Source organism: Haladaptatus sp. SPP-AMP-3, assembly GCF_049568665.1.
Taxonomy (GTDB): domain Archaea; phylum Halobacteriota; class Halobacteria; order Halobacteriales; family Haladaptataceae; genus Haladaptatus; species Haladaptatus paucihalophilus.
In genome coordinates, this window is record NZ_CP145897.1 from 178,322 (window position 1) to 202,666 (window position 24,345).

Annotated in this window: 24 protein-coding genes and 1 tRNA gene; 18 read left to right on the forward strand and 7 right to left on the reverse strand. The window is 61.8% G+C overall.

The genetic code is table 11. The features are described from left to right. Nucleotides 1-59 precede the first annotated feature (59 nt). The gene (locus V5735_RS01235; RefSeq protein WP_423744700.1) at nucleotides 60-305 is read left to right on the forward strand and encodes a DUF7553 family protein; all 246 of its coding nucleotides are present in this window, start codon (nucleotides 60-62) and stop codon (nucleotides 303-305) included. Here the strand turns inward: V5735_RS01235 and V5735_RS01240 are convergent. After that, nucleotides 302-1,603, reverse strand: a complete 1,302-nt coding sequence (locus tag V5735_RS01240) for a hypothetical protein (RefSeq protein ID WP_423744701.1) — start codon at nucleotides 1,601-1,603, stop codon at nucleotides 302-304. The two genes, V5735_RS01235 and V5735_RS01240, sit on opposite strands and share 4 nt — an antisense overlap. 96 nt (nucleotides 1,604-1,699) lie before the next feature. Between V5735_RS01240 and V5735_RS01245 the strand changes: the two genes are divergently transcribed. From V5735_RS01245 to V5735_RS01280, 8 genes are all read left to right on the forward strand, one after another. Continuing rightward, nucleotides 1,700-1,774 (forward strand) — tRNA-Val (locus V5735_RS01245). A gap of 284 nt (nucleotides 1,775-2,058) precedes the next feature. After that, nucleotides 2,059-2,670, forward strand: coding sequence for a superoxide dismutase (gene sod, locus V5735_RS01250; protein WP_423744702.1), 612 nt, complete (start codon nucleotides 2,059-2,061; stop codon nucleotides 2,668-2,670). Between the two features lie 169 nt (nucleotides 2,671-2,839). Then, entirely contained in the window at nucleotides 2,840-3,925 is a 1,086-nt protein-coding gene (locus V5735_RS01255) for a WD40/YVTN/BNR-like repeat-containing protein (protein ID WP_423744703.1), read from the forward strand. A 71-nt stretch (nucleotides 3,926-3,996) separates the two neighbouring features. Continuing rightward, the gene (locus tag V5735_RS01260; protein ID WP_423744704.1) at nucleotides 3,997-4,992 is read left to right on the forward strand and encodes a WD40/YVTN/BNR-like repeat-containing protein; all 996 of its coding nucleotides are present in this window, start codon (nucleotides 3,997-3,999) and stop codon (nucleotides 4,990-4,992) included. Nucleotides 4,993-5,236: 244 nt separating this feature from the next. After that, the gene (locus V5735_RS01265) at nucleotides 5,237-5,872 is read left to right on the forward strand and encodes a hypothetical protein (protein WP_423744705.1); all 636 of its coding nucleotides are present in this window, start codon (nucleotides 5,237-5,239) and stop codon (nucleotides 5,870-5,872) included. Nucleotides 5,873-6,116: 244 nt separating this feature from the next. Then, complete coding sequence (locus tag V5735_RS01270) at nucleotides 6,117-6,572, forward strand: ABC transporter ATP-binding protein (RefSeq protein WP_423744706.1); 456 nt, start codon at nucleotides 6,117-6,119, stop codon at nucleotides 6,570-6,572. Nucleotides 6,573-7,100: 528 nt separating this feature from the next. After that, nucleotides 7,101-7,748 carry a helix-turn-helix domain-containing protein gene (locus tag V5735_RS01275; RefSeq protein ID WP_423744707.1) on the forward strand — a complete coding sequence of 216 codons (648 nt, stop codon included), beginning with the start codon at nucleotides 7,101-7,103 and terminating at the stop codon, nucleotides 7,746-7,748. Between the two features lie 57 nt (nucleotides 7,749-7,805). Beyond that, nucleotides 7,806-8,150, forward strand: coding sequence for a DUF7344 domain-containing protein (locus V5735_RS01280; RefSeq protein ID WP_423744708.1), 345 nt, complete (start codon nucleotides 7,806-7,808; stop codon nucleotides 8,148-8,150). A 42-nt stretch (nucleotides 8,151-8,192) separates the two neighbouring features. On the opposite strand, the gene V5735_RS01285 is transcribed toward V5735_RS01280, so the two are convergent. The 5 genes from V5735_RS01285 to V5735_RS01305 form a co-directional block, all read right to left on the reverse strand. Next, the gene (locus V5735_RS01285) at nucleotides 8,193-8,393 is read right to left on the reverse strand and encodes a hypothetical protein (RefSeq protein ID WP_423744709.1); all 201 of its coding nucleotides are present in this window, start codon (nucleotides 8,391-8,393) and stop codon (nucleotides 8,193-8,195) included. A gap of 29 nt (nucleotides 8,394-8,422) precedes the next feature. Next, nucleotides 8,423-8,623, reverse strand: coding sequence for a hypothetical protein (locus tag V5735_RS01290; protein ID WP_423744710.1), 201 nt, complete (start codon nucleotides 8,621-8,623; stop codon nucleotides 8,423-8,425). A 157-nt stretch (nucleotides 8,624-8,780) separates the two neighbouring features. Further along, nucleotides 8,781-9,650, reverse strand: coding sequence for a succinate--CoA ligase subunit alpha (gene sucD / locus V5735_RS01295; RefSeq protein WP_007980342.1), 870 nt, complete (start codon nucleotides 9,648-9,650; stop codon nucleotides 8,781-8,783). Beyond that, nucleotides 9,647-10,789: an ADP-forming succinate--CoA ligase subunit beta gene (gene sucC / locus V5735_RS01300; RefSeq protein WP_423744711.1), complete on the reverse strand. Its 1,143-nt coding sequence runs from the start codon at nucleotides 10,787-10,789 to the stop codon at nucleotides 9,647-9,649. Before sucC ends, sucD begins: the two co-directional genes overlap by 4 nt. Nucleotides 10,790-10,931: 142 nt before the next feature. Then, a complete protein-coding gene (locus V5735_RS01305; RefSeq protein WP_423744712.1) occupies nucleotides 10,932-11,603 on the reverse strand; it encodes a glycerophosphodiester phosphodiesterase in 672 nt (223 codons plus the stop codon). A gap of 53 nt (nucleotides 11,604-11,656) precedes the next feature. Between V5735_RS01305 and V5735_RS01310 the strand changes: the two genes are divergently transcribed. The 6 genes from V5735_RS01310 (at nucleotide 11,657) to V5735_RS01335 (ending at nucleotide 20,649) form a co-directional block, all read left to right on the forward strand. After that, entirely contained in the window at nucleotides 11,657-12,613 is a 957-nt protein-coding gene (locus V5735_RS01310) for an NADPH:quinone reductase (protein ID WP_423744713.1), read from the forward strand. Nucleotides 12,614-12,680: 67 nt separating this feature from the next. Continuing rightward, nucleotides 12,681-15,563, forward strand: coding sequence for a DEAD/DEAH box helicase (locus V5735_RS01315; RefSeq protein ID WP_423744714.1), 2,883 nt, complete (start codon nucleotides 12,681-12,683; stop codon nucleotides 15,561-15,563). Between the two features lie 348 nt (nucleotides 15,564-15,911). Then, a complete protein-coding gene (locus V5735_RS01320; protein ID WP_423744715.1) occupies nucleotides 15,912-16,769 on the forward strand; it encodes a sialate O-acetylesterase in 858 nt (285 codons plus the stop codon). 437 nt (nucleotides 16,770-17,206) lie between these two features. Next, the gene (locus V5735_RS01325; protein WP_423744716.1) at nucleotides 17,207-18,232 is read left to right on the forward strand and encodes a sodium:phosphate symporter; all 1,026 of its coding nucleotides are present in this window, start codon (nucleotides 17,207-17,209) and stop codon (nucleotides 18,230-18,232) included. A gap of 144 nt (nucleotides 18,233-18,376) precedes the next feature. Then, nucleotides 18,377-19,018 (forward strand): peptidase, encoded by a 642-nt coding sequence (locus V5735_RS01330; RefSeq protein ID WP_423744717.1) that lies wholly within the window; start codon nucleotides 18,377-18,379, stop codon nucleotides 19,016-19,018. A 125-nt stretch (nucleotides 19,019-19,143) separates the two neighbouring features. After that, nucleotides 19,144-20,649, forward strand: a complete 1,506-nt coding sequence (locus V5735_RS01335) for an HTTM domain-containing protein (RefSeq protein WP_423744718.1) — start codon at nucleotides 19,144-19,146, stop codon at nucleotides 20,647-20,649. A gap of 7 nt (nucleotides 20,650-20,656) precedes the next feature. Here the strand turns inward: V5735_RS01335 and V5735_RS01340 are convergent, their stop codons facing one another. Further along, nucleotides 20,657-22,798, reverse strand: coding sequence for a CDC48 family AAA ATPase (locus V5735_RS01340; protein WP_423744719.1), 2,142 nt, complete (start codon nucleotides 22,796-22,798; stop codon nucleotides 20,657-20,659). Between the two features lie 77 nt (nucleotides 22,799-22,875). Between V5735_RS01340 and V5735_RS01345 the strand changes: the two genes are divergently transcribed. From V5735_RS01345 to V5735_RS01355, 3 genes are all read left to right on the forward strand, one after another. Continuing rightward, complete coding sequence (locus V5735_RS01345; RefSeq protein ID WP_423744720.1) at nucleotides 22,876-23,010, forward strand: DUF7128 family protein; 135 nt, start codon at nucleotides 22,876-22,878, stop codon at nucleotides 23,008-23,010. A gap of 134 nt (nucleotides 23,011-23,144) precedes the next feature. Next, nucleotides 23,145-23,291: a hypothetical protein gene (locus V5735_RS01350; protein WP_007980322.1), complete on the forward strand. Its 147-nt coding sequence runs from the start codon at nucleotides 23,145-23,147 to the stop codon at nucleotides 23,289-23,291. 117 nt (nucleotides 23,292-23,408) lie between these two features. Beyond that, nucleotides 23,409-24,323, forward strand: a complete 915-nt coding sequence (locus V5735_RS01355; protein ID WP_423744721.1) for a cation diffusion facilitator family transporter — start codon at nucleotides 23,409-23,411, stop codon at nucleotides 24,321-24,323. Nucleotides 24,324-24,345: the final 22 nt, after the last annotated feature.

A 24,345-nucleotide genomic window follows, 5' to 3' on the forward strand; every position in this document is an offset into this window, starting at 1 on the left:
CGAATACCGACGGAACGATTATATCTGACCCGCACGTAGCAACATAATCGGAGAGAACGATGAACGCACACTTCAAAGACGCGTGGCACCACCTCCGACATGCCGGGAGCCATCTCGGGCGTGGAGTGCGCGAAGAACTACGACCCGTCGAGCGAAAGGCCCGCGGGGTGACCGGACGAGAGCGACCCGCCGAGCCGTCACGACGCGAACGAATGCGCGAAAACCTTCGCGACGCGGAGCACAGAGCGAAAGAACGGTCGCGGTCCGCGATGCGGGACGCGAAAAAGCGGATGCGGATGAGCTAACCGTCGAAGCCGATACACTCACACGCGGTGAAATCGCTCTCCTCGACGCTCGGCTCCGACGCGTTTTTTCCATCCACATCGACGCGCCCGCCGAACGTCGAGTTCCGGAACGTCGCGTCGTCGGCCTTGACGAGCACCGTCGTCCCGTCGGCGTCGTGCGTCGCCGTCACGCCGTCGAAGACGGTTCGCGCACCGAGGACGTTGATGCCGTTGCGATTTTCGTCCCCGTTCCGAAACGAGAAACGGCAGTTCCGAAGTTCGGCGTCTTCCCGCCACAGTTCGACGGCGTAGCTGTGTTTCGACCCGTCGCCCGAATCTACGAGTTCGACGTCCCCCAGCACGACCGGCCCGTCTCCGTCGTTGACCTTGATGGGGCGTGCCGACGAGGTACAGTCGATTTTCAGGTCGCGTACGCGGGCGGAGCGACTCGAGACGCGGAGGCCGTCGTTGTCGCAGTTCGGCAGGCGGAGTTCGCCGCCGGAGACGCGGCAGTTTCCGTCCTGTAGCCAGAGGCCGCACCCCGTGTAGTTCGTCTCGTCCACCTCGATTCGAACGTCGTGGGCTTCGTCGCCGTCGCCCAAGCGGAGGTTCGCGTTGCCGTTGTCCTTCCAGCGTCCGCCCTCGACGAGACACGGCCCCGTCCCGCCCGCGAGGTAGCCGCCGTTGTTCACCCACCCTTCGACGCGGCAGTCCCGAAACGTCAACTCGCCGCGGTGGTCGTCGGAGACGTTGACCCCGATGGGGTGGCTGGTCTGGGACTCCGCGGGCGACTGGTCGGGATAGCTCTCCGGGGCGAACGCACAGCCGTCCGGGAGCGAGACGGACACGACGCCCACCCCGTCCGGGTGCGTGACCGCCGCGTAAATCGCGCCGAGGGCCTTCTTCCCCGCCGAGACGCACTCGCCGTCGACGGTCACGCCCTCGATTTTCAAGTCCTCGCTCGCCCGCGCCGAGACGGCTTGCGCGCCCACGCCGTCGGCCGTCATGTCGAACGTGAGGTTCCGGATTTCGACCGTCGTCGCCGACGTGTCGGGCGAGACGCCCCAGTCGCCGCCGACGTCGAGGCAGTACTGCTGGTCGGGGTCGCTCACGACCAGCGTGGCGTGCGGGTCGCCCACCACCGCAATCGCCTCGCAATCGTTGTGGACGAACGGCCCGTCGAGTCGATAGCGACCCTCGGGGAGCACGAACTTCGTCCGCGCCCCCGCGTGAGCCGACAGCACCTCGTTGAGGGGTTTCGACCCGTCCAGAACACCGGTATCCACGTCGGCGACGTTTATAACGGTCCAGTCGGTCATGCTCGGGGGTCGGCATCGACGGCCCTTGGTCGTGGTGGCCGCCCGCTCTCGAAAGCAAGCCTTAAGTCCGGTGCAGGAAAACGATGAACTGCGTTCGGGTCGGTAGTCTAGTCCGGTTATGACAGCTCCTTCACACGGAGCAGATCGGCAGTTCGAATCTGCCCCGACCCACTGAATTTTGATGTGAGTAATCTGACAAGCGGCGCGGATGCGCCGCTTGTCTCTCACACGAACGGCAAATTCACTGGGGGGCAGTTCGAAGTAGACGAGACGTGCGCAACGAAGTGAGCTGTATCGCGACGGAGAAGACGAGACTGCACGCCGAGTGTGATAGTCATCCAGGAGCGCGTTTTCAACTACTCGAGCAGTGGTTTTCGCCACAGAAGTGGCACCAAAGCTACCAAAATTTAGTTCAGGAAATCGTTATTGGACTATGTGACGACATTGGAAGCGTAATGTCCGAAAAATCGAACGCGGAACTACCACCGCTCCCGTACGACTACGACGCACTGGAACCGTACATCTCCGAGCAGGTTCTCACGTGGCACCACGACACCCACCATCAAGGCTACGTCAACGGGTGGAATAGCGCGGAAGAAACCTTAGAGAGCAACCGCGAGTCGGGTGACTTCGGAACGTCCGGCGGTGCGCTCCGAAACGTTACTCACAATGGCTCCGGCCACATCCTCCACTCGCTGTTCTGGCAATGCATGAGTCCCGAGGGTGGCGAGGAACCAACCGGCGAACTCGCCGACCGCATCGCCGAAGACTTCGGCTCCTACGAGGCGTGGAAGGGCGAATTCGAGGCCGCCGCGAAAAACGCTTCGGGTTGGGCGCTCCTCGTTTACGACTCGTTCTCGAACCAGCTTCACAACGTCGTCGTCGACAAACACGATCAAGGTGCACTTTGGGGGAGCCACCCGATCCTCGCGCTCGACGTGTGGGAACACTCCTACTACTACGATTACGGCCCGGCTCGCGGCGACTTCATCGACGCCTTCTTCGAGGTCGTCGATTGGGACGAGCCCTCCGAGCGCTACGAACAAGCTATCGAACTGTTCGAATAGCGAGTCCACGAACCCTCTCGGTTGAGTATCGCTCGTACACTATCCGCTCGATGGGGAAGGTTCCACTTCCTCGACTTCGCCCTCCCACTGCAACCACGAAAGTTTCCAGCGACCTTGGCGAGGGTGAGTAACGTAAATCTGCCCTGATAACTGAAACGAGTACAATCACATGACAACCCGAATTTACGCCGCATTGGACTACGCATTGCTCGTGATCGAAGAACGAGGCGGGAACTGGGACGTCAATCAATACTTCGACGGCGATGAACGGCCGTACGCCGTTACCGTCGATCCATTCGCTCCCGAGCGTGCGTACCTTGGAACATTCAACGATGGACTGTGGCGAACGGTAGACGGTGGCGATTCCTGGTCACAGGTCGGTTCCGAGTTCTCGTCGTCACGGGTCATGGCGGTCGCCGTCGCTGCAGAGGATCGACTACAGGAGTACGGAACGGTCTATGCGGGAACGGAACCGAGTGCGGTATACCGGTCAGACGACGGTGGCGACACGTGGAGTGAATGCCCCGGTCTCAGGGATCTCGATTCGGCGACAGAATGGTCGTTCCCTGGCCGCCCCGACACCCACCACGTCCGCTGGATCGAACCTCACCCAGATAATCCCGAGCGACTCTACGTCAGCATCGAAGCTGGAGCGGTTGTGAGGACCAGCGACCGAGGTGAGACGTGGGTCGATCGCGTACCCGACGGACCATTCGATGCACACACACTCGCAACTCACCCGGATGCACCGAATCGAGTGTATGCCGCCGCGGGAGACGGTCAAGTAGAGGAGGGCCATACGTACGGGGAGAGTACCGATGGCGGGGAATCATGGGGCTACTCATCTGAAGGCCTCGAACATACCTACGGATGGTCCCTTGCAGTCGACCCCGGCGACCCAGACACTCGTGTTATATCGACCTCGCCGAACGCAGGCCGAGCGCACGACATCGAGGACGAAGCGGTTCGAACGCACGACGAGCCCAACGACCCGTACTCGGTTGTCTATCGACGGCAGGAAGAGGAAACCTGGCAGCAATGTACGGATGGCTTCCCGGATCCGGCCGGACTCTTCGTGCCAGTTCTCACGACGAAACCCGATGAGCCGGGTACGTTTTACGCCCTGACGAACCGTGGCCTCTATCGGTCGACGGATTCCGGGGAAACGTGGGACGAAATCGACCTCCCATGGAACGATGGGTACCGTGAACAACAGCCCCGATCCGTCGCTGCGACCAGCATTCGAGACGAGTAATCAGGCGGAAAAGCATCGTTCCGAGGAGTACGTTCCCACCAAATAATCCACAGACTGATGATGATTACAGTATGACCGCGTTAATCGGAACATCGGATGGCGTCTATCGGGCTGATACTTTCCCGTTCGGGACCGTCGAGCAGGTTCTCGATGCGGGCTTCGTCACCGAGATACGGACCTTCGATACCGCGGACGGAATATTCGCGGCCACAACGTCGGGGCTGTACCACTCACCCGACGCCGGCGAATCGTGGAACGATCTGGGGGTGTCGACTGGCTCGGTATGGTCGGTGTCTGCAACAGCAACGGCGGTGTATGCGGGAACGGCGCCAGCACACCTGTATCGATCCACCGACCGTGGACGAACGTGGTCCGAAGTTAACGCGCTCCAAGACCAACCGTCACGGTCGAAGTGGACCGCCCCCGGCGATATCCCTCCTCGACTCCGTGCTCTCGGGATTCACTCGGCCGCCCCCGAGAGGCTGGTGGTCGGCATCGAGGCCGGCAAACTTCATCTGACCGAAGATGGCGGAGAGAGTTGGGTCGAGCGGGACGATCCGATTCCAGACGACATCCACCACGTGCACATGGTTTCTCCGGAGGAATTCATCGTCTCTACCGGATATCTAGGGACGGACGGAGTACAACCGGGTGGCCTCTATCGCACGAAAGATGGGGGCGAGGAGTGGTCTCGTCTCGATTCGGGCGACCGCGCGTATTTTCGGAACGCAATCGTCCACGACGGACACCTATACGCTTCCGCAGCACGCGATGCGCCACCTTCTTGGAGTGGTGGTGCGGACGCGGTGCTGTACGAATCGACTGGCGACGAATCGCTGAAAGAGGTGGCGTACCCCGGTAGTCCGAAGGAGGTTATCGACGCGTTGGCCGTCGTCGATGGACAGGTGATCGCAGGGACGGTGTTCAGATCCGCGAAGACCGATCGAGCGATCGATGCGGGTACGGCCGCTGGGTCGAGCGGCAGCGTCTTACAGCGGACTACGCACGGCGAATGGCGGCGAGTCGGAAGCGTTCCCGCTGGAATCCACTCGCTTGCTTCTCTCTGAGGCCGCGAAAGACGTGACTTGTTAGCATCTTTACCCCGTATTGTAATACCCCTGATGGATACGGAGGAGAACGCATAGGCGATTATTTTGGCACCCCTGGAAAGAATGATGCCTCTATTCATCCACGGGCGGATCTTCCACCATCAGGAAATCATCTACCGAAAGTTCCAGTTGGAAATGGACAAATTTTATATTTTTCGAAACGGAAAAATATAATAATATAACGTGATTGAATCCAAAAGCAATGAGTGAAAAAGAACTCGGGCGACGACGCTTCCTACGATCGACTGCGACCGCCGGAGTCGGGATCGCCGGTGGAATCGCCGCGACCGGAACGGCAACGGCAAACACGGATGAAATACGGGTCTATTCCAATAGTAATTACTGGGAGTATCAGGTGCACACTGCCACAGGCTACGACGACCTAGAAAAGGGTGGTCAGGCTAACAGAGATGACGACATTCTCGGTGTGGGAAAGGACTTCGTGGATGGGCAGGTTAGTGACGGCGGGGTAGACAACTACTGGATGGATTCTGACGATTCGATCACCCAGATTAATGTCACTTATAACGACTACGGATGGCTAACGATCGATGTGACGACAGCAAATCTCAAAGCAGCAGTTTCAGTAGAGAGAGACGGGAATCCGGATTGGCCCGGATACGATTACACCATCGACATCAGTGGGCAGGTGCAACCGCACGATGAGTATTTCGACCCCGGTCAAGATGAGATTCAGAACGGTGACGCCGGTCCGTTTGTCGGAACTGTCGACCCCGGCGACATAGACGCGGTCTGGAGAACGGGCGTTCCGACACGCGTATTTATCGAAGATCCAAATTCACCCGGCCTTGGGTTGACCATCTCTCTCCCGGACTGATCGTGGCCTCATAATTCCGTACAGAGCGTATACGAAACCGCGAAGCAACGCGAGACTGTCGATGAACCGGGCAACAACGATTATCGACGGGCGTCTACTACCGACTTGCGCCGCCGCTGAGCGAACCACTTGCCGGTCAAGGAGAGCGTCTCACCGCGGATTGAGATGATACTTATCGCCTGTATGAAAAAATAATGCCCTTAAATAGAGAAAACTTATCACGTTTGGTGCAGCAGTTCCGGCTATGCCTCGAACGGTCATTTCTCGGAAGGGGATACGCTACGGACTGTTCTTTCTCGGTATGTTCATGATCGTCGCCGGGGTAGTCCTCAGCATCGGTGCACTTCAGTACGAGTTCAAACAGGGTTCGAGCGGGGACTATACGGGGCAACCGGTCTACGAATACGGGATGCTCACGCAGCAGCAGCAGCGCGTCGTCGACGGTGCGCTCGACGGAAAGACGTACGTATTTGATTCCAGTGAGTCGCTTCCCGGTGCGTCCAGTCCCGGTTTTCGGCCGAAGAACGTGAAGGTGCACGTGCGGGGAGCGGACCGCACGTTCACCTATCGAATCGTCTTCCCGGCGACGTCACCGAAAGGGTTGGGGACCATTTCGCTCATCGGCGGCGGACTGCTGGCGATGTTCGAAGCGGTCCGTCGCCAGCACTTCTCGACGTCGTGGCCGTGGCAGACCGGCTGAGGACGCCGCGTCTGTGGTGATGGTCGGCCTCGTGGAGCGGTTTTTGCGGTCGATGTGTTCGCCAACAAAACGAACTGCCGAAACTCCCTACGCGGCTATCCGATGTCCACGCGGCCACAGCCGCATGTACTCGGAGTCTGTCACGCTATCATCCCGACTCGCTCGTCACAACGCGGACCGGTTTTGCGGAGCGGTCGCTTAGCGGTACGCTTTTCTCGCGGACAATCTCTGTCGAACAGGCTTCGGTGACTGTCGGAAGTAAACGAGGTAGGTGTTCCAGCACCTGCCTTTACGGCGTTACCCCGTTCTCTTCGTCCTACATATCTGCGTCCGGAGGATTACTGGCATCGACCGACGGGGTCGGATTCTGTCGGGGCGCGCCGAACTGGTCTCGTCCGAAATCGTTCGAGTCATCCAGCGAAACCATTCATTTTTAACACCACACACAAAAATCCGAAAATCTTGGAACGAAATCGAAAATTGGGGATACCATGAGAGATTTATCTCTTCGCCGTTTTGGGAGGACACGTGATAATCGCCGAAATCACAGTGCAAACACCTGTTCTCGAATATACACTTGCGGCGCATCCCGACGTGACTATCGAGGTGGAGCGCGAGCGGAGCGTCGGTTCGGAGGAAACCGTCCAGTTGTTGTTCTGGGCGCACGGTGACGACCACGACGGGTTCGAAGCGGCCATGGCGGACGATTCGTCGATTGCGGAGTTCGAACAACTCGCCGAGGACGACGGTCGTCGGCTCTACCGCGCGAACTACTCCGAAGCGGTGAGTGCCGCGTCGTCGAATCAGGTGTGGGTCGACCTCGGCGGCGTCCTGCTGGATGCGGTCGGGACGCGGGACGGGTGGGAGGTCCGATTCCGGTTTCCCGACCGCGATGCGTTCGCTTCGTTCGTCGACTGGTGGCAGGACAACTACGACACCCTCTCCGTCGATGCGCTGTACAGCAGCGGGGACGACTCCGGCGGGATGGAGTTGACGGAACTCCAGCACGAAACGCTCCGTCGAGCGCTGGAAGCAGGGTATTTCGACGTTCCGCGACGGACGACGCTCGAAGAACTCGCCGAGGAATTCGACATCAGCGCGCAAGCGCTGTCGGTCCGCCTGCGCAAAGGGACCGCTGCGCTGGTCGAGAACAGCGTGACAGAGGACACCATATAAAGATTTGAGACGTAAACCAGCGGACACACCCTTCGGGAGGCGGAAGAAGCATGCGTAATGGACCACGGACTCCCACTGAGTCGTTCGTTCGACGTTCTCTCTCATTATCGCCGTCGTCTCGTTCTCTACCACCTTCTCGAAACGTTCGACGGCGCCGCCCACCACGACGCGCTGGCCGAAATCGTCGTCAACGAAACGGACGGAATGGACGTCACGGCCGAGGCACGCGACCGCGCGATGACGAGTCTCAGGCACGTTCACTTCCCTAAGTTAGCCGATGCGGGACTCATCGAAAGCGGCCACGAGGAGAACACCGTCCGCTTGCGAACGCTTCCGACGATGGTCGAACGACTGCTGGACCTCTCTTCAGACTACGAGATGGGCACCCCGAGTCGGCACTGACGCGAGTACAACAGTAATAGGAGATAGAAAATCGAGTATCGATTATCCTCCCGTCGTGCTCCGGTTGTTTCGGCGGTAGATGACGACCATCGTGAAGGCGGCGAATCCGACCACGATGGCGAATAGACTGGCGACCCAGACGCCGACCAGTTCGGCGAGATACGGAATGACGAGCAGAGCGAGAATGAGATACTGACGGTGCTCGATTCGGCGAAGTCTTTTTTGTAGCTCGGCATCATCCATACAAAACCGAACGGGAACAGGCGGGAAAATTATTCCCCTCGGCTTCGGGCGTCCCGATAGCTGGCGAGTCCGGAGAAGAGGACCAACCCGACGCCGATGGCTCCCCCGACGAACAGCACCGGCTTCCCCGAAAAGAGGAACAACGCGAGTGTAAACACCCCCATCGCCACCGGAATGGCGGTTCCGACGAGTTCCGTCGCGCTCCGTCCGGCGGACGCTTCGATTTTCATCGGACGAGTGTACAGGGGCGGGACTGAAGGACGTTTTGGACGACCGTCCGGCCGACAGCCTGGACGTCTGGACGACCGACAGTTCGAACGAGCGTTCGACTGACGAGCGATACAGTCACGGGACAAAAGAAACGAGAATCGAACCGTTGGAGGACGCTTACAGGAAGTCTTCGATGTTGTCCGCGACTTCCTCAGGGGTGTCGCCGACCGGGACGCCCGCGTCGTTGAGGGCGTTGATTTTGGACTCGGCGGTGCCGGTGCCGCTACCGGAAACGATGGCACCCGCGTGGCCCATGCGCTTTCCTGGCGGGGCGGTGCGGCCCGCGATGAAGCCAGCGACCGGGGTGTCCATGTTCTCGGCGATGAACGCCGCCGCTTCCTCCTCGTCCTCGCCACCGATTTCGCCGCACATGACGACGGCATCGGTGTCGGGGTCGTCCTCGAAGAGCGAAAGGGCGTCGATGAAGTCCGTGCCGATGATCGGGTCGCCGCCGATGCCGATGGCGGTCGTCTGCCCGATGCCGCGCTGGGTGAGGCTATCCACGACTTGGTAGGTCAGCGTCCCCGAGCGGGAGACGAGACCGACGTTCCCGGACTCGAAGATGTTGCCGGGGAGGATACCGAGTTTGGCCTCGCCGGGCGTGATGATGCCGGGGCAGTTCGGGCCGAGCAGTCGCGTGTCGGTCTCCGAGAGGCGCTTGTACACTTTCGACATGTCCTGCGTTGGGACGCCTTCCGTGATGGCGACCGCGAGGTCGAGGTCCGTGTCGAGCGCTTCGAAGATCGCGTCGCCAGCGAACGCGGGCGGGACGAAGATGACGGACGCGTCGGCGTCCTCCTCTTCGACCGCTTCGTTCACGGTGTCGTAGACGGGCACGCCCTGCACTTCCTGGCCGCCCTTGCCGGGGACGGCACCGGCCACGACGTTCGTTCCGTACTCCATCATCTGTTCGGTGTGGAAACTGCCCTCACCGCCAGTGATACCTTGGACGACCACTCGGGTGTCGTCGTCGACGAGAATGCTCATTGTTTGTCCTCCGCGTTTTCGACGGCACGCTGAACCGCGTCTTCGAGCGTCGCTTCGACCTGAACGAGGTCGGTGTTCAGGATATCCATTCCTTCCTCGGCGTTCGTCCCGGCGAGTCGAACGACGACGGGTTTCGGAATCTCGTCGAGCGATTCGAGCGCCTCGTTGATACCCTTGGCGACCTCGTCACCGCGGGTGATGCCGCCGAAGATGTTGAAGACGACCGAATCGACGTTCTCGTCCGAGAACACCATGTCGAGCGCGTTCGTCACGCGCTCGGCCTTCGCGCCGCCACCGATGTCGAGGAAGTTGGCGGGTTCGCCGCCGTAGTAGTCCACGAGGTCGAGCGTGGTCATGACGAGTCCGGCACCGTTGCCGATGATGCCGACGTTGCCGTCGAGTCGAACGTAGTCGAAGCCGTACTCACCGGCCTTGCGTTCGAGGTCGTCCTCGTAGGAGTCCTCCTCCATCTCGGCGAGGTCGGGATGACGGAAGAGCGAATCGTCGTCGATGTTGAGCACCGCGTCGGCCGCGACGACCTCGTCGTCCGAGGTGACCATCAGCGGGTTGATTTCGGCGTCGTTCGCGTCCTTGTCGGACCAGAGGTCGTACAGCGTCGTCAGGACGCCCGCGACGTCCATGGCGATATCCTTGTCCACGCCCGCGTCGAATACGGCCTTGCGGGCCTGATACGGGTGCATGCCGAACGCCGGGTCGATGTGCTCCCGAGCGATTGCCTCGGGCGTCTCCTCGGCGACGGCCTCGATGTCCACACCGCCTTTCGTGGAGACCATGGCGACCGGTTTGCCCTCGCCGCGGTCCATCGTCACGCCGACGTAGAGTTCGTTGACGAAATCGACGGCACCTTCGACCAACACCTGTTCGACCGTGTATCCCTTGAGGTCCATTCCGAGAATGTCCTCGGCGGCTTCCTCGGCCTCGTCACGGTCTTCAGCGAGTTTGATTCCGCCGGCCTTTCCGCGGCCGCCGACGTGTACTTGCGCTTTCACCGCGACAGGGTAGCCGATGTCCTCCGCCGCTTCGACGACTTCCTCGACACTCTCTGCGAGTGCCGAATCCGGCGTCGGAATCCCCGCGTCGGAAAACACCTCCTTCGCCTGATACTCGTGTAGCCTCATGCGTTCGAAAGGGGGTTTCCGCGCCGCTTAAATCCCGCCGGTTCACGCCCAAGGCGGTTTTTGCCGCGACCGGTTTCGGCGGGCGACTACATAGTCCGCGGTCGTCCATTTCGCCGTATTTACCGCCCCTGTATCGGAGACTTCAGAAGACCGCCGACGTGTCGGAGACGATACCATCGACGCCGGCCTCCGCGAGGGCGGCCGCCCCTTCCTCGTCGTCCACCGTCCACGAGTTCACGGTCAATCCGGCCTCGTGCGCCCGCGTCACGAACGACGCGTCACAGAGGTCCGCTCGGGGGTGTACGCACGCGCAGTCCAAATCGACGGCCGTGTCGATGCAGTTCGGCCCGCGCTGGTTGATGTAGGCCAGTCGAACGTCCGCGTCCAGTTCCCGAAGGTTCCGGAGGACGCGCGAGTCGAACGAGGACAGCAGTATCTCGTTTTCGACGGCACCCACCGCGTTCAACACCCGGTCCGCCATCCCGACGTGTTTCAGTTCGAGGTTGATGGCCGTCCCCGCCGGAACCGCGCCGAGCGCGGTTTCCAGCGACGGAACCGTCTCGTCAGACCCGAGAATCGAGAGGTCTCGGAGCACCGACCACGGCGTGTCCTGGACCAATCCGTGTTCGTCGGTCAGCCGCCCGAGTTTCGCGTCGTGGAAGACGACGAGTTCGCCGGAACCACACCGCTGGACGTCCATCTCGATGGCGTCGGCGCTGTCCGCCGCCCGCTCGAACGCGAGCGGGGTATTTTCGGGATAGTCGTCGGCGAACCCGCGATGGGCGATGTGGTTCGGCGAGTCGGTTGGGGGCATACTGTCACTGTGACCCCTGCGGACTTATTTTCCTTCCCATCGTGGCCCCACACATGCGCGCAGTACGCTATCACGAACACGGCGGGCCGAACGTGCTACAGGTAGACGACATCGAACGACCGGAACCCGACGACGACGAACTGCTGGTGGCGGTCCGCGCCGCCGCGGTCAACCCCGTGGACACCTACTTCCGCGAGGGGTCGTACTCGCCCGGCGACCTCCCGTGGATACCGGGGTCGGATTTCGCGGGCGAAGTCGAAGCCGTCGGCGACGACATCGAGGAGTTCGAGGCTGGCGACCGGGTGTTCGGTACCGGCCTCGGGAACGACCGACCCGGAACGTGCGCGGAGTACGCCACGACGCCGACGGATACGGTCGCCCACCTTCCGAATGGCGTCGGCTTCGAGGAGGGCGCGGCGGTCGCCCTCGTCGGCGTCACGGCGTGGCGGGCGCTCATCGACCACGGCGACCTCGAACCTGCCGAAACCTGCCTCGTGCACGGCGGTAGCGGCGGCGTCGGCCACGTCGCGGTGCAACTCGCCGCCGCGACCGGTGCCCGCGTGACGACGACGGCGAGCGAGGGCTACCACGACCGCCTCGAAGCGGTCGGCGCGAACACGGTGCTCGACTACCGCAGGGAGGACCTCGCGGAGGCGGTGGAAGAGGCCGGGAAATCGGACGTTATCCTCGACCATCGGTTGGACGACTACCTCCAGTTCGACGCGGACGTGGCCGCCACGGGTGCCCGCATCGTCGGCATCGGCAACGAGGACGTTGCGGCCGGGTTCGAGAACGTCCCCGCCGCGCGCTCGAAGGAGCTGACGATAACGCTGATGAGCATGTACAACACTCCGGACATCTCGGCGGTGCTGGCGCGGTTGGCCCGACTCGTCGCGGACGGCGAAGTCGTCCCCGAAATCGCCCGGACGTACTCGCTGGACGAGGTGGACGAGGCACAGCGCGACGTGTTGGAAGAGAGCTTCCTCGGCAAACTGGTCGTGGAACCGTAGCGACGGACGACCGCACCCACGAGGCAGGCAACGCGCTTAATTCGCTTCGCTCCCAACGAAAACCACGATGCAGGACAGGCAGGCCGCTGGTTCTGCCGCCTTCGCGCGGCTCGGGTCCGAGGTTCGGTCGGCGCTCTCCGAGCGAGGCTTCTCGACGCCGACGGAGCCACAGAAGCGTGCGATTCCGCCGCTCGCGGAGGGAAAGAACGGACTCGTCATCGCGCCGACCGGGACGGGCAAGACCGAGACGGCGATGTTGCCGGTCTTCGATTTCCTCGTCGAGCAACGCTCGACTGCCGGTCAGACCCCGGCCGACGATGTTGCGCAATCCGACCCGCGTTTCGGCATCTCGGCGCTGTACATCACACCGCTCCGGGCGCTGAACCGCGACATGCGCGAGCGACTCGAGTGGTGGGGCGATACCCTCGACATCGAAATCGACGTGCGCCACGGCGACACCACGGATTACCAGCGCCAGAAGCAGGCCAACGATCCGCCGGACGTGCTGGTGACGACGCCCGAGACGTTGCAAGCGATGCTCACCGGATCCAAACTGCGGAAAGCGCTGGAAGACGTCCATCACGTCGTCGTGGACGAGGTGCACGAACTCGCCAGCGCGAAGCGGGGCGCGCAGTTGACCATCGGGTTGGAACGCCTGCAGGAACTCTCCGGCGAGTTCCAGCGAATCGGTCTGTCGGCGACTGTCGGCGACCCGGAAGAGGTCGGCAAGTTCCTCACCGGCGACAGGGGCTGTGAAATCGTCGAAGTGGACGTGGGGAGCAAGGTGGACTTCCGGGTGCACGAACCCGAAATCACGAACGAGGACGAGCGGTTAGCGGGAGAACTGATGACGAATCCGAACATCGCCAGCCACGTCCGGGCGATTCGGGACATCGTGGAAACGCACGATTCGACGCTCATCTTCGTCAACACGCGCCAGACCGCCGAAGCGCTGGGCTCGCGGTTCAAGGAACTCGGCGCGAACATCGGCGTCCATCACGGGAGCCTCTCCAAGGAAGCCCGAATCGACGTCGAGGACCGGTTCAAGGACGGGGACCTCGACGCCCTGCTCTGTACCTCCTCGATGGAGCTCGGCATCGACGTGGGGCGAATCGACCACGTGGTCCAGTATCAGAGTCCGCGGGAGGTCGCCCGTCTCCTCCAGCGCGTGGGACGGGCGGGCCATCGAATGGACGAAGTGTCGAACGGGACCATCGTCACGTCGAACCCTGACGACGCGTTGGAGGCGATGGCCATCGCTCGACAGGCAACGGACGGCGACGTGGAACCGGCCCACATCCACCACGCGAGTCTGGATACCGTCGCAAACCAAATCGTCGGTCTGGTCATGGACTTCGGGGAAATCGACGCCCGGCGCGCCTACGAAATCGTCACGCGAGCCTATCCGTTCCGCGACTTGGACGAGGAGACGTTCAAGGGCGTCGTGCGGGAGTTGCAGGGCAATCGACTGGTCTGGCTGAACGAGGAGGCCGACCGACTGGAGAAGTCGGGCAAGACGTGGCAGTACTTCTACGCCAACCTGTCGATGATTCCCGACGAGGAGACCTACACCGTCCACGACATCGCCAGCGGGTCGCAAATCGGGACGCTGGACGAGCGGTTCGTCGTCAACTTCGCGGAACCCGGCGAGGTGTTCATCCAGCGCGGCGAGATGTGGCGCATCGCCGAAATCGACGACGACGAGAGTCGGGTCAACGTCTCGCCCATCGAGGACCCCGGCGGCGAGGTTCCCTCGTGGGTCGGCGAGGAGATACCCGTCCCGTTCGAGGTGGCCCAAGAAGTGGGTGAAATGCGCGCCGTGGCGGGACCGCAGTTCGCGCGCGAGGCTCCCAGAGAGGGGGTCGCTCGGGAGTTCACGAACCGCTACCCGACCGACCAGCACACCGCAGAATCGGCACTCTCGCAACTCGACAGGCAGGCCGAAATCGACGCACCGGTTCCGACGGCAGATCGAATCGTCGTGGAGTTCGCCGCCGGGAAGATAGTCGTCAACGCCTGCTTCGGCCACAAGGTGAACGAGACGTTCGGGCGCGTCCTCTCGTCGCTGGTCGGCCAGCGAACCGGATCCTCGGTTGGGATGGACATCGACCCCTACCGAATCGAGTTGGACGTTCCCGCCAAAATCGACGGACACGAAGTCGTCGAAGTTCTCCACGAGACCGACCCCAAACACGTCGGCCCGCTCATCGAACTCTCGCTCAAGCGCTCGGACACCCTGAAGTTCACGCTCGCGCAGGTCGCCGCGAAGTTCGGCGCGTTGAACCGCTGGGAGGGAAGCGGTCCCGTCTCCATGGGCCGTCTCCTCGGCGCGCTGGAGGACACGCCGATGTACGACGAAGCGGTTCGAGAAGTGTTCCACGACGACCTCGCCGTCGATGCGACCGCGGACCTCCTCCGCGATATTCGGGCGGGGGACATCGAAATCGTCACGACCGGCGGGCGGACCCCGGTCGGAAGCGGCGGGCGCTCCTCGGGGCGGGAACTGCTCGCCCCCGAGAACGCCGACGCGAGCGTCATCGAGACGGTCAGAGAGCGCATCGAGAACGACCGCGTCATCCTGTTCTGTCTGCACTGTCAGGAGTGGAAACGCAAAACGGAGGTCGGGAAGGTCAACGACCAACCCAAGTGCGTCCAGTGCGGTTCGACCAGGGTGGCCGCGCTCAACCCGTGGGCCGACGAGGTGGTCAAAGCGGTGCGGACTGACGACAAGGACGAGGAACAGGAGAGGATGACGAGGCGGGCCTACAACGCCGCGAACCTCGTCCAGAGCCACGGGAAGCGGGCCGTCATCGCGCTCGCGGCCCGCGGCGTCGGCCCGCAGAACGCGGCGCGAATAATCGCCAAATTGAGGGAAGACGAGGACGATTTCTACCGCGACATCCTCGCGCGGGAGCGGCAGTACGCCCGGACGCAGGCGTTCTGGGACTGATGAGGGACAAAGGTCGAAAGCGAGGATTCGAAAACTTAATTCTCTCGTTGAGTTATTTTAAAATATAAATCGTCGTCGGTTCTTCAAAGCGAGTTCTTTTTCGGGCTCGTCGGGTCGTTAGTCCAGCCACCGACCTGAATTCCGTCGGGATAAGCGTCGCGGATGATGGAGAGCACCGTGACCACTGACAATAACTTCGACTGATCACTGACCATAACTTCGACATGGAAACGTTCTACTCGTGGATACTATTAAGCCACTGAGCAACCGAATATTTGTATGGCCGGTCTCTCACGCCGCCAAGCCCTCCTATCAACATTCACGGCAGTCTCGAGTCTCGCGGGGTGTTTGGGACGCCGCACGAAACGCCGAGTCACAAACTCCACGCGGGAGACCACGACGAAGACCGATATCGACTTCTACGCGCACGCTGGACAGAGCAACGCGGGAGGACGCGGGGATGCCACGCAATCCCCCGATTTGTCCCCGGGGACCGCCATCGAATATCGGAATAAATCGGCGAGTTTCGCGGACCCGTTAGACGACCCAGTTCAGGGAGGTGTCTGGAACGGGACGTGGTTCGGAGCGGAAACCGGCAGTGCTTGGCCTTCGTTTTTCAAAGACTACTACGCTCACACCGAACGAAAGGCGTGCTTGGTCGGGACAGCAGTCGGTGGCAGTGCAGAACACCGAGATGCAGAATACCACGCCGGAAAACACTGGGACGATGGCGGAGACCTCTATCCCATGTCGGTAAATCAGATACACGAGGCGATGACCGCACTCGAAACCGACGGCTACAATCCGCAATTTCGTGGAATCCTATGGAGTCAAGGCGAACGCGATGCCACCGAGATAACGGACGGCAATCTCACGAAGTCGCAGTACAAATCGGCGTTCGAAACCATGTTATCGAAGTTTCGCACCGAGTTCCGCTCAAGTCTCCCCTTTTTCCTCTTCCAGACCGGAACGCGAAAATCCGGCGATACGACGGGGATGCAACGGGTTCGGGCCGCCCAAGACGAGGTGGTAACGTCGGACCCGTATACGTACATGGTCTCTGACAAACAGAAGGACCTCCCGTACAACAACGACCTCCACTACACGCAAGACGGTTACAACACGATGGGCGAGGTCGGAGCACTGAACGTCGCCCGACTCGTCCACGGTTCGACCTTCCGGGCCAGATACGGGACAACAGCATAGAACGATTTCGCGCTCGAAAACCCGGACGGGACGACGACATACGAGCGAACGGTGAAGCTGTCGGGGACACTCGGTACTCGATTCACGAGAACGACGCTGACCGACGCCTCGAAAACGGACCTCGCACTGATTCGAGCGCGAGTCGGGGAACGAGTCGCCGAAAAGGAACTCGTCGCACACGAAGAACGAGTTATGTCGAGCGTGAAATACAACACGAGGAGTCAGTTGGGAATCGCGGTCTTCGTTTGAGAGGGGTCGGCCCGCGACCAAATTTCGATGCCGTGCCGGTGTTCGATTTACGTCGGCATTTTTAGCATTCATGTCAGGTGTAGGACAACCGTTTAGACGGTCTACGAAGTACGTCCTTCCGGTGGGGACACATTAGTTGGGACTCCGTTCACGACAGATTGCCCGAACAGCCGACGGTGGTACTCTCGGTGCGACTCCTCGTGACGATTCTCCTGTTCCTGTTCGCCATTCGACTGTTGGGGGCGACGACCGACGCGCTCGCGCCGTTCCTCCAGCGAAATCTTCGTCGAGTCGTCGTCGGCGACGCGCCCGCGCTCGGGGCCAGTTGGTTCGCCTCGTACGTGTTGGCGAACGGCTCCATCGTCGCCGCGCTCTCGCTCTCGCTGTTCAGTTCACACCTCATCGTGCAGTCGCAACTGTTCCTGATGATAATCGGGTCCCGGCTCGGCGCGGCGGCCATCGTCATCTTCATCGGCACGTTCGATTACCTCAACGAGGAACTCGACTCGCTCCGCGAATCGGTGAGTCTGGGCCTGCTCGCGTTCCTCCTCACGCACTCCATCTACCTTCCGGTGTTGGTGCTGGGGTATCTCTCGATGCCGGTGGTTCAAACGACTGTCTCGGTCGAGCGGACCCCGATCGCCACGGGAGCGGCACCACCGGACGTGTTTTCGGCGCTTACCGGCGGTCTCATCGACGTGCTCGGTGCCGGAGTGGCGTTCATCGTGGCCATCCTCTGTATCTTCCTGAGCATGCGCCTGTTCGACCGGATACTGAAGAGCCTCGACAAGCAACGGCTTCGACGCCGCTATCTCTCTCGACTGAAAAACAAGTGGGCGTCGTTCTTCCTCGGCCTCGTCATTACCGGCCTGACGACGAGCGTCGCGTTCTCGCTCGGCGTCATCGTCCCGCTGTACAACCGCGGCCACGTCAAGCGCAACGAAATCATCCCGTACATCCTCGGTGCGAACATCGGAACCTTGGTCGATACGCTCATCATCGCGGTCGCACTCGACACGCCCGTCGGCGTGATGACCGTCGTCCTGTTGTTGAGCATCGGCCTGCTGGTGACGCTCCTGACGCTCGTGCTCTATCCGCTGTACACGCCGTTCATCGACGCCATGCAGAACGAAATCGTCGGAACCAAACTCTACTTCATCGGATTTCTCCTCACGCTGCTCGTCGTCCCGCTGTTGCTCATCGTCCTCGGGTGACGGTCGGCGTCCGGCCCTCTCGATTCCACGCGGCGTCCCGGTACTCCCGTGATTTCGGTGCGAGATTCGTCTCGATATCCGACCCACCCCGGCCGCCTTTCCGCGACACCATCAACTAAGCCGCCGCGCCGAAATCGTCCGTGCATGACACTGCTCCTGACGGGCTACGAACCCTTCGGCGACGACGACGAGAACCCGAGCGAGATGGTGGCGCGCGAACTCGGCGGCGGGGAACTCGGCGCCCACGAAATCGTCGGGGAAGTCCTCCCGGTCGAGTTCGACGCGGCGTTCGAAACGATGCGGGACCGCATCGAAACCCACGACCCGACCGCAATCGTCGCCACCGGCCTCGCGGCGGGACGAGCGGGGATCAGCGTCGAGCGCGTGGGTATCAACGTCAACGACTCGGGGAGCACGCCGGACAACGCGGGCGCGGAGCCGAGAAACGAACGAATCCGTGGCGGCGAGGCGGCGGGGTACTTCGCCACGCTGCCCGTCGTTTCCGTCGTCGAATCCCTGCTCGACGCCGGGATTCCGGCCCGCGTCTCGAACACCGCCGGGACGCACCTCTGCAACAACGCCCTCTACTCGACGCGGGCGTATCTGGAGCGCGAAGACCGCGACGTTCCGATGGGCTTCGTCCACCTCCCCTGTACGCCCGAACTGGCGGCGAAACACGCCGAGGACGGGAACGGAACCAGCGGCGCGTCGGTCCAACCGAGCATGCCGCTGTCGATGCAGTGTGCGGCGATTCGACGGACGTTCGACGTGACGCTTGACGAATGAGTTTCGGGTTCGTTTGCAGGGATTGTAGGTCAAAGAGGATGAGTGATACCGATTTGGATGAGGTATACGACGTTAGATTATATGAAATATAGAAGACTTATATAATATTAAAAATATTCGCGGACATGGATATGTTCGCGACCGCGACAAATATTGGTGAACGGGGTCGCACTACTCTCGCCCGCCGGTTTGGAATCGACACACGAGCGTTGGCAACCTTCCGGATGCTCCTGGGCCTCTTGTTGCTCTCCGATCTGGTTCTCCGGTCGCGCGACCTCGCTGTCTTCTACACCGACTCCGGAATTTTGCCCCGCTCGGTTCTCGAAACGCGGTTCCCCGGGATTTCTCACCTTTCGATCCACACGATTTCGGGAGCGGCGTGGTTTCAAGCGGTCTTGTTCATCGTTGCCGCCATCTTCGCGCTGTTGCTTCTCGTCGGCTATCGAACGAGGGTTTCGACGGCGATTTCGTTCGTTCTCCTCGTGTCGTTACATGCTCGAAATCCAGTCCTCCTGAACGCCGGGGATTCCTTGCTTCGGCGATTGCTTCTGTGGGGTATCTTCTTACCGTTGGGTGAACGTTGGTCGGTCGATTCGCTGTACGACGAGGGTCACGGCGAGCGAGTCGCGAGCCTCGCGTCCGTCGGATTGTTGGTTCAGGTCGTCGTTATCTACACCGCCAATGCGCTGTTCAAATTCCGCGGCGAGTTGTGGATGCGTGGCGTTGCGGTGGAGTACGTGTTCAGTCTCCACAATCTCACCACGTTCGTCGGGGATGCTTTGGCCCGGTATCCGACGATGCTTCACGCCTTCGACAAGCTCTGGTTCACGATGATCGTGACGTCGGCGCTTCTGATACTCCTGACTGGCTGGTCACGGGCAGCGTTCGCATCGCTATTCATCGGGATGCACTTTGGAATGTTTCTCACCATGCATCTCGGTCTCTTTCCACTAATTTCTATCACGGCACTGCTTCCGTTTCTCCCGAGCGTCGTCTGGGATTCTGTGGACCGGTTCGTCGAATCGGTCGTGGGGGCACACGACGAGGCACGTTGGATGAGTTGGTGTGAACGTGTCTTTCCTCACCCTCGGACGCCGAAGGTTCCGAATGACGTCCGTCAGGGAATGGAACGAATCGCACCGCTCATTCTGACATGCCTTCTCGTGTTCGTCCTCGTCTGGAACGCCGCGACGCTCGGGTACGTCCGAACGCCAGAACAGATAGAGGGTACGGTGAATCCGGCCGAACATCGCTGGAGCATGTTCGCACCCGAACCGCGAGGAACCGACGGGTGGTACGTCGTTCCCGGACGACTCGAATCAGGGGAGGAGGTGGACGCGTTTCATCGGTCTGCCGTTCGTTGGGACCGTCCGTCCGACGAGGGGCTAGGATTCCCTAGTCATCGGTGGTTGGTATATCTCCTCGACCTCCAGCGGCGCGGCTACGAGACGCTTCGACCGGCGTTCGCCGAGTACGTCTGTCAACGTTGGAACGAAACCCACGACGATGACCTCGTGAACGTCTTCGTCTACTACGTTCGCCAACCGACGAGGCTCGACGGGCCGGAGCCGACCGAACGGGTAGAAATCACGAATCGCTCGTGCGGTGCTCGAAACCGCGGTACGACGTGATACCGGACTACAGCGTCGGTTGAACGAACTCGCGGGCCGCATCGAAGTGGCGCTGCTCGATGACGATTTCGTCAGCGCGCTCGTTGGCCTCCTCGGGCGTCCACTCGTCGGCCGCTTCGCGGATGGCGCGCATCGACGCGCCGCGGACGAGCGCCTCGATGTCGGCGCCGGTGTACCCCTCCAGTTCCGTCGCCAACCAATCGAGGTCGATGTCGTCGGCGAGGGGTTTGTCGCCCGCGTGGACGGACAGGATTTTTCGACGCCCTTCCTCGCCGGGGGCCGGAATCTCGATGTGGGATTCGAGTCGCCCGGGACGGAGGAGCGCGGGGTCGATGGCCTCACGGCGGTTCGTCGCCGCGAGGACGACGAGGTTCGGGTTCTCGGTCAGGCCGTCGAGTTCGGTCAGCAGTTGCGAGACGACCCGTTCGGTGACCTCGTGGGACTCGCCCCGCTGGGACGCGAGCGCGTCGATTTCGTCGAAGAAGATGATGGCGGGGGAGGCCTGTCGCGCCCGGTCGAACACCTCCCGAACGGACTTCTCGCTCTCGCCGACGTACCGGTCCAGCAGTTCAGGTCCGGCGACGGAGACGAAATTCACGTCGCTCTCGCCCGCGAGCGCGCGGGCGAGGAGCGTCTTCCCGGTTCCGGGCGGGCCGTAGAGGAGGACGCCGCTCGGCGGTTCCGTCCGCGTCGCTTCGAACAGATTCGAGTACGAGAGCGGCCACTCGACGGCCTCGATGAGCGTCTGCTTCGCGTCGTTCAGTCCCCCAACGTCCTCGAAGGAGATGTCCGGTGCTTCGGCGACGAACTCGCGCATCGCGGACGGTTCGACGCTCGCCAGCGCAGTGTTGAAGTCGCCGCGCGTCACCTCGACGGAGAGCAACGCGGTGTCGTCCGCGCCGTCGTCGCGCGCCCGTCGGAGCGCCGCCATCGCCGCTTCCGTGACGAGCGTGTGGAGGTCGGCCCCGACGAAGCCGTGGGTCGTCGCGGCGAGTCGTTCGACCGCCACGTCGTCGGCGAGCGGCATGCCGCGGGTGTGGACTTCGAGGATTTCTCGGCGGCCGCCCTCGTCCGGCGCGCCGATTTCTATTTCGCGGTCGAAACGGCCGCCGCGGCGAAGCGCGGGGTCGATGGCGTCCACGCGGTTCGTCGCGCCGATGACGACGACTTCGCCGCGGGATTCCAACCCGTCCATCAGCGAGAGCATCTGGGCGACGAGTCGGTTCTCCATGTCGCTCTCCTCGTCGCGCTTCCCGCCGAGGCTGTCCACCTCGTCGAAGAAGATGATAGCGGGGGCGTTCTCGTTCGCTTCGGTGAAGATTTCGCGGAGGCGTTCCTCGCTCTCGCCCTTGTACTTGCTCATCACTTCCGGGCCGGAGACGGAGACGAAGTGGGCGTTCACCTCGTTGGCGACCGCCTTGGCGATGAGGGTCTTCCCGGTTCCGGGCGGTCCGTAGAGCAACACGCCCTTCGGCGGGTCGATACCCAACCGGCGGAAGAGTTCGGGGTTCGAGAGCGGCAGTTCGACCATCTCGCGGACGCGCCGGAGTTCCTCGTCCAGTCCGCCGATGTCCTCGTACGCCGCGCCGGTGACGTCGGTCGAATCGTCGGCGTTGGAGGGGGATGTGGAGACGGATTCGACCAGATCCGAGAGGGAGACGTTCACGTTCGTGTCGTTCGTCACGCGGACGGTTCCGCCGGGGTTTGTCCGCGAGACGACGAACAGTCCCGCGTCGCCGAGTCGCTCGATTCGCGCGCGCTCGCCGGACTGAACCGGACGGTCCAGCAGTTCCCGTTTCACCGCCCGCTCCAGCGTGTCAACGTCGTCGAGCGAGAAGTTCGCCTTCGGGACGACCGTGATGGAGTCCGCGTCGGAGACGGAGATGGGACGAACGGAAACCTCGTCCCCGATTCTGACGCCCGCGTTCGTCCGCGTTTCTGCGTCGATCTGGACGGTGTTTTCCGGCACCGTGCTCGCGGCGGGCCACACCTTGACGACCGTCGTTCCGTTCCCCTCGACGGCGACCGTATCGCCGCTCAGCACGCCGAGTTGCTGTCGGGCTTCGTCGGCGATTCGGGCGATACCCCGCCCGCCGTCGCGCTTTTCCGCACCCCGGACGGTAAGCGTAACCGTCGGTGTATTCGTCATATTCCCTACTCGTCACCCCACCGTCTTCAGGGTTTCCCGGAGAAACCCCTTTGTCCGATGCTGCCGATTGTTCAATTATGGTTGTTCGAACCGAGCGCGACGATGCGACGTGGTACCAGTGCGAGCAGTGCGGACTGATGTTCGACGACCGGAGCGACGCGGAACAGCACGAGGAACACTGCGACGCGGAGGACCCGAGCTACATCCAATAGCGGACACGACGTCCGGAGCAGGTGACGGCGCACCGATGGACGGGAGACGGTACACGGCGGCGAATACGCGTCGCCGCCGCACCGACTTTCAGAACCGCCAATAGGTTGAAACGAGTGGCCGTCGGGAACGTACTATGGGGTACGATACCACAATCGGCTGGTCGCTGTTTACCTCCGGCGTCGTCACGCTCCTCCTGAAGGTGCTACCATACGATTCGCTCTATTGGGGGATCGGACTCATCGTCCTCGGTGTGGTTGTGATGTCGCGCCGAATCACGTGATGTTGCGTCCGAGCCACTGTGCGACTGATTACCGTGTGTTTTAGATTCCCTCTAAAACCGATATTTGTCAACCCTAATCCATATATTCTTAACCACGGGCGTTCCACGAAGGAACGAATGGCCGACCACCGGAGCGAATTCCTCAAGGCGTCGTGGGCCAACGTGGTGACGAACGTCCTCAAAATCGTGGTGGAGGGGGGACTCGGACTCGCGTTCGGAAGCCTCGCGCTCGTCGCCGACGCCGCCCACTCGGTGGCCGACCTGTTGGCAAGCGGGGTTGTCCTCGTCTGGGGCCGCCTCTCCTTTCACGGGCCCGATTCGAACCATCCGCACGGTCACGAGCGGGTCGAACCGCTGACCGCCCTGTTCGTCGGCGGGACGCTCGTCCTGCTCGGTCTAAAACTACTGTACGACGCGGGGCAAACGATTCGCTCCGCGCCGGAGGCGACCTACAGCATCGCCCTCGTCGGGGGACTCGCCTTCGCCTTTTTCGACCGCGCCTTCTGTTACTGGTACACCAAACGCGTCAACCGAACCGTCGGGTCGTCCGGCCTCGCCGCGCTCGCCGCCGACAGCAAAAACGACCTCTACACCACGCTCGCGGCGATGGTCGGCGTCGCCGGAATGGCCGTCGGGTTCCCGGTTCTCGACCCGCTCGCGGGCGGAGTGGTCAGCCTGCTCGTCATCCACCAGGGCGTGGAGATTTCGCGGGAGAACGTCAACTACCTCGTTGACACCGCCGCACCGGAACCCGTCCGAGAAGAGATTCGGGACGAAGTGCTCTCCCACGACGACGTTCACGGCGTGCACGATTTCACCGCCTATCACGCCGGAACCGTCCTCGAAATCGAGTTCCACGCCGAGGTCGCGGCCGACCACACGTTCATCGAAGCTCACGACATCGAAACCCAACTCCGAGACTCCCTCGTCGCCCGCGACGACGTGGGCGACGTCCACATCCATCTCGACCCCGAGGGACTGGGCGAGTGGAAGGACGCGGACGAGGACTCGACGTCACCGCTCGTCAACTGAACTCCGGCGGCTACCAGTCAAC

Coding starts and splice junctions, on each gene's coding strand:
- V5735_RS01235 (WP_423744700.1), top strand. CDS start 60: ATGAACGCACACTTCAAAGACGCGTGGCACCACCTCCGACATGCCGGG.
- V5735_RS01240 (WP_423744701.1), bottom strand. CDS start 1,603: ATGACCGACTGGACCGTTATAAACGTCGCCGACGTGGATACCGGTGTT.
- sod (WP_423744702.1), top strand. CDS start 2,059: ATGTCCGAAAAATCGAACGCGGAACTACCACCGCTCCCGTACGACTAC.
- V5735_RS01255 (WP_423744703.1), top strand. CDS start 2,840: ATGACAACCCGAATTTACGCCGCATTGGACTACGCATTGCTCGTGATC.
- V5735_RS01260 (WP_423744704.1), top strand. CDS start 3,997: ATGACCGCGTTAATCGGAACATCGGATGGCGTCTATCGGGCTGATACT.
- V5735_RS01265 (WP_423744705.1), top strand. CDS start 5,237: ATGAGTGAAAAAGAACTCGGGCGACGACGCTTCCTACGATCGACTGCG.
- V5735_RS01270 (WP_423744706.1), top strand. CDS start 6,117: ATGCCTCGAACGGTCATTTCTCGGAAGGGGATACGCTACGGACTGTTC.
- V5735_RS01280 (WP_423744708.1), top strand. CDS start 7,806: ATGGACCACGGACTCCCACTGAGTCGTTCGTTCGACGTTCTCTCTCAT.
- V5735_RS01285 (WP_423744709.1), bottom strand. CDS start 8,393: ATGGATGATGCCGAGCTACAAAAAAGACTTCGCCGAATCGAGCACCGT.
- V5735_RS01290 (WP_423744710.1), bottom strand. CDS start 8,623: ATGAAAATCGAAGCGTCCGCCGGACGGAGCGCGACGGAACTCGTCGGA.
- sucD (WP_007980342.1), bottom strand. CDS start 9,650: ATGAGCATTCTCGTCGACGACGACACCCGAGTGGTCGTCCAAGGTATC.
- sucC (WP_423744711.1), bottom strand. CDS start 10,789: ATGAGGCTACACGAGTATCAGGCGAAGGAGGTGTTTTCCGACGCGGGG.
- V5735_RS01305 (WP_423744712.1), bottom strand. CDS start 11,603: ATGCCCCCAACCGACTCGCCGAACCACATCGCCCATCGCGGGTTCGCC.
- V5735_RS01310 (WP_423744713.1), top strand. CDS start 11,657: ATGCGCGCAGTACGCTATCACGAACACGGCGGGCCGAACGTGCTACAG.
- V5735_RS01315 (WP_423744714.1), top strand. CDS start 12,681: ATGCAGGACAGGCAGGCCGCTGGTTCTGCCGCCTTCGCGCGGCTCGGG.
- V5735_RS01330 (WP_423744717.1), top strand. CDS start 18,377: ATGACACTGCTCCTGACGGGCTACGAACCCTTCGGCGACGACGACGAG.
- V5735_RS01335 (WP_423744718.1), top strand. CDS start 19,144: ATGGATATGTTCGCGACCGCGACAAATATTGGTGAACGGGGTCGCACT.
- V5735_RS01340 (WP_423744719.1), bottom strand. CDS start 22,798: ATGACGAATACACCGACGGTTACGCTTACCGTCCGGGGTGCGGAAAAG.
- V5735_RS01345 (WP_423744720.1), top strand. CDS start 22,876: ATGGTTGTTCGAACCGAGCGCGACGATGCGACGTGGTACCAGTGCGAG.
- V5735_RS01350 (WP_007980322.1), top strand. CDS start 23,145: ATGGGGTACGATACCACAATCGGCTGGTCGCTGTTTACCTCCGGCGTC.
- V5735_RS01355 (WP_423744721.1), top strand. CDS start 23,409: ATGGCCGACCACCGGAGCGAATTCCTCAAGGCGTCGTGGGCCAACGTG.